Here is a 7,060-nt window from a genome sequence, read left to right on the forward strand (position 1 = left end):
TTTTTTGATTATGCTTAAGACAATTCCTGTAATTTCTTAGAAAGGAGAACTAATGAGAGCAAGAATCTTAAGACTATTTCATCCTGTAGGGCAGGGTGCTTTTTATACGGAACATATTTTTTACAATTATGAAAAATTTAATGTTGTTTATGATTGCGGATCTTCAACAAACAAAACAATTGTAGAATCCCAAATACAAAAATCTTTTGAAAAAGGAGAAACTATTCACGCTCTATTTATTTCACATCTTCACGAGGATCATATAAATGGAATACCATTCTTAATCAAATATTGTCACGTAAAAAATATATTCTTTCCACTAATTTCAGATGTAAATAAATTAATTTTGCTTCAAGAACTAAATGAACAAAAATCCAGTAATGATTTTACTTACCAATTTATTAGTAACCCCAAAAACGCTATCAATAATTTGGAAAATAATGGTAGAATAAAGCCGAAATTAATTGCTGTTCAAGAAGTTTCACCAGATAACTCTCCTAGTGATAATGATGATTTATTTGATTTAGAAGATGATTCTAATTCACAAGCTAATAGTGAATGGCAATTATTTGATCAATCCATTCTTTCTGGAAGGAAATTAACTTATTCACGTTTAAAAGATATTTGGGAATATATTCCCTTTAATTTTGAGCAAAATATTCAAAAAGAAAAACTTGAAAAAATCTTATATGAGTCTGGCATTACAGTCTATAATGGACAGTTCATGGAAGGCGAAGTAATTATCCCCCCTGAAGAAGTTATAACAAAGAAAAAAAGAGCTTTTAATGAAATCATAGGAAAAACTTACGATAAAATCTCAGGAAAGCGAAACGGCAATTCTATGACAGTATATTCTGGAAGATTAAGTAGAATTTCTTCGATATATGGTTCTTTAGATTTGCGCATGGATGACGAGCGATTTTTTAATGGTTGGATTTATAACGAAATTTTTTATTTAGATTACAGTAGACGACGTTTCGTTAATAGATATTGGAGTAGAGGTAAGAATCCAGGTTGTTTATACACCGGCGACTATGATGCATCTACAGATACCTATTTTAATGCATTAAAAACTCATTATGAAAAATATTGGTCAACTATAGGTTGTTTTCAAGTTCCACATCATGGATCTGCATGGAACTTTAATACGGGATTCATCGAAAATGATAAAGTTTATATTATTTCTGCTGGCACAAAGAATAGTTATGGTCACCCAGATGCTGATGTAATACAAAGTATTCATATAGGTGGAGGACACCCTTTTGTAATAACAGAAGATTGCTCTAGTTATCTGGCACAGACATTTTATTTTTATTTTTAAATTGAGAGTATGAAATTTTTTTAGCATGCTTTCAAACTTCTATTTTCTATGAATCGAAACCGTCGGAATCAGGTCATAAATATAGCCTGATTCCTTCATGTACTTATCCTGTATATACCTCAATACTCTCTGCTAATCAGAAAATCCGCCATGTGCACAAGCTTTACCCCATTCACATTTCCCCCTGCCAAGTCATCCAGCGTCACCACATACTTCGGATAATGATCCTTAAGCTCCAAAAGGTTAGCCAGCTCCCGATCCGAATCCTCCGGCAGATTCCGGCAGACCTGTACATAGATTCGCTCATCCCGCCGAACCGCCACAAAATCAATCTCCTTCGTCTCATTTTTCCCGATATAGACCTCATAGCCTCTTCGTTTCAACTCAAAGTACACCAGGTTTTCCAGCATAGAAGCAATGGACTTGGGGTTGAAGCCCATCATACAGTATTTTAAGGAAGAGTCCGCCAGATAGAATTTCTCCTGTGTTTTCAGGACAGACTTTCCCTGTAAATCATATCGGGGGCAACGATAAATCACGAAGGCTTTCTCCAGATAGCTTAAGTAGTTGTATATGGATTCAATGGAAAGGGAACGCCCCTCACTTTTCAGAAACTTGGCGATGGCATTGGCGGAAAAGGTTTTTCCCACATTTTCCACCACAAATTTAACCACACGCTGAAATAAATCCAGGTTTACAATCTTATATCGCCGAGTAATGTCACTGTTAATGACGGAGTTATAGATTCCTTCCACAATCTGATAGGCGGAGCGCTCATCAAAATTACTGCGGGCCACGATGGGAAAGCCCCCTATACGAATATAGTCCTGCAAGAGCTCCTTTTTAGAGCGGGAATCTCCTTCCTTAAAACGTAAATACTCGGAAAAAGACAGGGTGTAAACAGGAATGGAAATATACCGCCCCGTTAAATAGTCGGAAATCTCTCCGGACATCAGCTTGGAATTGGAGCCCGTCACATAAATGTCGGTGTTTGCGTCCTCCAAAAGACTGTTTATCGCCTTTTCCCAGCCTGTCACTTCCTGCACCTCATCCAGCAGAAGATAATAGCGGTCTTTATCCCGCATTAACCGCTTTATCCCCTGATACATCTCCTTACTGCTCATGCCCTCTTCCAACTCTTCCGAGGTATAACGCAGGCTAATGATATGATCCTCCGAAATTCCGCTCCGAATCAGCTCTTCCTTGAACATTTCCAAAATGGTGGATTTTCCGCATCGCCGAATTCCCGCCAGGATTTTCACCAAAGGCATATCCCTATACTGCTTAAGTGTCTGCAAATATTCAGGACGCTCTATTCTATTCCGCTCTTCCATGCTTTCCAGCTCCTTATAAGACTTTCTTTTAGCTGATATTATATCACAACAATGCAGAAAAACATCCTTACTTTCATAAGTTTTTACTTCTGCAGAAGAAAAAAGAGACTGTAAATCAAAATAAAAGCAGTTTTTGGCAATATTCTAATGTTGAAATGACTCCCTTTTCCTATTCTACCGGAATTCCGATGTCCTTTCTGTACGTCGCGCCATCGAAGTGAATCTCACCGATATGGGCATAAATCTTCTCCCGGCAGGCGGAAAGGCTGTCTCCCATGGTGGTGACGGAGAGCACTCTTCCTCCGTCGGAATACGCTGCACCCTCTTCCAGGACAGTATTGTTATGGTAAACAAAGATAGTCGGCTCGGTAATTTCTCCCGTAATCCGCTTATGCTTCTCGAAGGCGTGAGGATAGCCCTTCGAGGTCATGACCACCGTCATGCAAGCTTCCTCCGACCACTGAAAGTCTTCCCTGCGGAGGCTATGGGAATTCGCCTTATCCATAAGACATAGTAAATCACTCTTGAGTCTCGGTAAAATCACTTCCGTCTCCGGATCTCCAAAACGGACGTTAAATTCCAGAATCTTCGGCTCTCCCCCCATTATCATAAAGCCGATAAAAAGAATGCCGCTGTACTGAAGCCCTTCCTGCTCCAGTCCATAGGATATCTTCTCCAGAACCTTTCCAATCTTCTCCTTTAATTCCGCATTAAACAGCTCGTTGGGAGAATAACAGCCTACCCCGCCGGTATTGTCTCCCAGGTCTCCGTCATAGATTCGTTTATAGTCCCTCGCCGATTCCAAAGGAAATAACTGATTTCCGGATACCACGCAAAGAAGGGATGCCTCTTTTCCATCCAGAAATTCCTCAATGACCACCTTCTTGGCTTCTTCTCCGAAAATCTTTTTCACAAAAAGATCTTCTAAATACTGCTTTGCTTGCGCTGCCTCCAGAAAAATCCCCACACCCTTTCCGGCGCAGAGGCCGTCCGCCTTAATCACAAGGGGATAGGAAAAATCCTGCAACGCCTCCACGCCTTCTTCATAAGAAAATACCGTTTTGTACCGGGCAGTGGGTAAGTCATATTTCTCCAGGAAGTGCTTCGTAAAATCTTTGCTTCCCTCTAATTGAGCCGCCTTCTTTTTCGGGCCAAATGCTTTTACTCCTACCCCTTCCAGTTCATCTACAAGGCCCTCGCACAAGGGCTTTTCCGGGCCCACAACAACAAAGTCCACGTGCTCCTTTGCAAATCTTACGATTTCTTCGTTATTCCCAAGGGAAAGATTCTCTGCATAGCGGTCTGTCCCCGCATTTCCCGGGCAGCAATACAGCTTTTCGCAGAGCGGACTTTCCTGTAATTTTTTGCAAAGCGCATCCTCCCGACCGCCATTTCCCACAACCAATACACGCATAGTACAGCCCCTTTCATTTTTATGATATGAACTCTTTGTTCCTCGATATCTTAGCTTCTTAAAATCCAAGTCCTATAGAACCTTGATACTCCGATAGGTTTATTTCTCGTCCTATAGAGCCTCGACGCTCCGATAGATTTCATACCTTTTAGTGTCTAAAATGCCGAATATGAGTCATCACCAAAGCAATCCCATACTGATTGCAGAGTTCAATCACTTCCGGATCCTTCACGGAGCCCCCCGGCTGGATTGCCGCACGAATGCCGTGTTTCTGTAAAAGCTCCACCGTATCGGCAAAGAAGAAGCCGTCGGAAGCCAGCACAGCCCCGGAGTGTTTGCCTTCCCCATGGGAAAGGGCATCCTCCACTGCCCAGGTACGCCGTACCTGCCCCTGTCCGATTCCGAGAGTCGCGCCGTCCTTTACCAGAACCGCCCCATTGGAAGCAACCATTTTTACCGCCTTAAAGCCAAAAAGCAAATCCCGCATTTCTTCTTCTGTGGGCTTTCGCGCACTGACCACTTCCATTTCTTCCGTAAGATCCGCATTGTCATAGTCCTGTACCAGAATGCCTCCCAGCACTTCTTTCATCGTCTTCTTCGGAAGGGAGAAGGTGGACAAGTTGGGCATCACAATCACCCGAAGATTCTTCTTCTCTTCCAGGATAGAAAGGGCCTCTTCCTCATAATCCGGTGCAATCACAATCTCCATAAAAAAGGAGTGTAAGACTTCTGCGATATGCTTGGTCACCGGTCGATTCAAGGCGAAAATTCCTCCGAAGAGAGAAGTTGCATCACAGGCATAGGCCTTATCGAAGGCATCATCAATCGTTTCCCCGATTCCTATTCCGGCCGGATTGTTATGCTTTGTGCCCACCACTGCCGGCTCGGAAAATTCCTTTACAAAGCGAACCGCATTGTACATATCCGTATAATTATTGTAGGACAGCTCCTTTCCGTGAAGTTGCTTCCATTCTGCCGGATTCTCCTCATATACCTTCTCATAGAAAGCGGCAGCCTGATGGGGATTCTCCCCATAGCGAAGGCTTGTGCCCAGGCGATAGCTCATGCTCAGGTACTCCGGATTGGATATAGAAAGGCGATTATTAAAATATTCTGCAATTAACGCATCATAATAGGCGGTATAACGGAAGGCCTTTGCCGCCATTTGCTCCCGATAGGAAAGGTCATTTTTCCCCTCCCGAAGACGAAGAAGCACCTCTTCATAATCTCCCCCATCGGTCACCACAAGAACATCCCGAAAATTCTTTGCCGCGGCGCGAATCATGGAAGGTCCGCCGATATCAATATTTTCCACCTGCTCTTCCTCACTCACCCCTTCCTTCTTAAGTACCTTTTCAAAGGGATAAAGATTGTTTACCACAAGGTCAATGGAGTCGATTCCCAGTTCTTCCACGGTTTTTTGATGCAGTGCGCTCTCTCTTCGATACAGGATTCCGGCATGGATGCGGGGATGCAGAGTCTTCACCCTCCCGTCCAAAATTTCCGGAAAGCCGGTCAGTTCGGAGACTTCTTTCACTTCCACTTCTTTTTGTAATAATTGATAGGTTCCCCCTGTGGAAATCAGCTGATAGCCTAAATCCTTTAAGCCTTTACAAAAGTCTACAATGCCGTTCTTGTCAAAAACGCTGATTAATGCTGTCTTCATACTTCCTCCCGAATAAAGGCACGCTCTCCCTGCCAAAACACCCGATTTTCCAAACAGGCTTTCACTGCAACCGGTAGAATGCGATGCTCCAGTTCTAAAACCCTTCTTGCAATCTCCTCCGGACCGTCTGCTTCCAAAACGGGAACCACCTCCTGTAGTAGGATTGCCCCGCCGTCCACTACTTCACTGACAAAATGCACCGTTGCCCCGCTCCATTTCACTCCGGCACGATACACCGCCTCATGCACCCGCATCCCATAAAATCCGGGGCCGGAGAAGGCCGGAATCAGAGAGGGATGAATATTTACAATATGCCGGGGAAAATGACGGATAAACGCCGGAGAGAGAATCTTTAAAAAACCGGCAAGCACGATCCACTCCACTTCTCTCTTTTTCAACTCTTCCAAAAGCGCGCTGTCGTAGTCCCCTTTCGGAAGCACCATAGTCTCTATTCCCCTTATCTTCGCTCTTTCCAGTCCATAGGCATCCCCCCGACTGGAAACCACAAGGCGGATTACGCCGCTTTGTTCATGCACATTGTCAATAAGCGACTGTAAATCCGTTCCTCCTCCCGAAATAAATACTGCTATTTTCTTCATTTTGCTCCCTTAAAATACTGTACCCCGCTGTAAAACAGATTCTGGGGATTCGGAATTCGACGATTCCGATACAGTCCCTCGCCATAGCGTTCGCTGTGTCCCATTTTCCCGAGGATCAAGCCGTCTTCCGAAACCATGCCCTCGATACCGTACAAAGAGCCGTTGGGGTTGAACTTTCCATTCAGGCTTGCATTTCCGTCAAAGTCCGCATACTGGAACGCCGCAAGATGCTTCCACTTCTCAATGGATTTTCCTACGAGCTTCCCTTCGCCATGGGAAAATACCACGTCATGCATTTCCCCTATGCGGAAATGCCGAGTCCATGCACTGTTCGTATTGGACACCCTGGTAAAGGCGGTAGTGGATACATGGTGCATACAGTCATTGTGGTACAGTGTTAAATCTTCCTCACTGAGATCCCGGATCTCTCCATAGGGAAGTAAGCCGGATTTTAAGAGGGCCTGGAAGCCGTTACAGATTCCAAGGATGAGACGCTTTTTCTTTAAATGGCTATGAACCGCCTCTTTCACCTTCTCATTTCTCAGGAAATTCACAATAAACTTGGCAGAGCCGTCCGGCTCATCTCCACTGGAAAAGCCTCCCACAAACATCAGGATATGGGCGCCCCTTAACTTCTCCACAAACTCTTCCATGCTTTCCTTTAAATCCTGCTCTCTTTTATTCCGGATAATGACCGTTTCCACCTCTGCCCCCTCCTTTTGGAAG

General features: G+C 44.0%; 6 protein-coding genes. 1 reads left to right on the forward strand and 5 read right to left on the reverse strand.

Translation table 11 applies throughout. From position 1 onward, the window contains the following. Positions 1-52: 52 nt before the first annotated feature. A complete protein-coding gene (locus tag ACO4PX_RS06235; protein ID WP_485572001.1) occupies positions 53-1,321 on the forward strand; it encodes an MBL fold metallo-hydrolase in 1,269 nt (422 codons plus the stop codon). A 119-nt stretch (positions 1,322-1,440) separates the two neighbouring features. Here the strand turns inward: ACO4PX_RS06235 and ACO4PX_RS06240 are convergent, their stop codons facing one another. The 5 genes from ACO4PX_RS06240 to ACO4PX_RS06260 all read right to left on the reverse strand — a co-directional run. Further along, positions 1,441-2,655, reverse strand: coding sequence for an ATP-binding protein (locus ACO4PX_RS06240; RefSeq protein ID WP_485572002.1), 1,215 nt, complete (start codon positions 2,653-2,655; stop codon positions 1,441-1,443). A gap of 169 nt (positions 2,656-2,824) precedes the next feature. Beyond that, positions 2,825-4,069, reverse strand: a complete 1,245-nt coding sequence (purD, locus tag ACO4PX_RS06245) for a phosphoribosylamine--glycine ligase (RefSeq protein WP_485572003.1) — start codon at positions 4,067-4,069, stop codon at positions 2,825-2,827. A 148-nt stretch (positions 4,070-4,217) separates the two neighbouring features. Next, positions 4,218-5,735 (reverse strand): bifunctional phosphoribosylaminoimidazolecarboxamide formyltransferase/IMP cyclohydrolase, encoded by a 1,518-nt coding sequence (gene purH / locus ACO4PX_RS06250; RefSeq protein WP_485572004.1) that lies wholly within the window; start codon positions 5,733-5,735, stop codon positions 4,218-4,220. Beyond that, entirely contained in the window at positions 5,732-6,334 is a 603-nt protein-coding gene (gene purN / locus ACO4PX_RS06255; RefSeq protein ID WP_485572005.1) for a phosphoribosylglycinamide formyltransferase, read from the reverse strand. Before purN ends, purH begins: the two co-directional genes overlap by 4 nt. Further along, a partial coding sequence (locus ACO4PX_RS06260; protein WP_485572006.1) for a phosphoribosylformylglycinamidine synthase subunit PurQ occupies positions 6,331-7,060 on the reverse strand: 730 nt, incomplete at its 5' end. The genes purN and ACO4PX_RS06260, both read right to left, overlap by 4 nt.

Source organism: Oribacterium sp. (assembly GCF_057249185.1).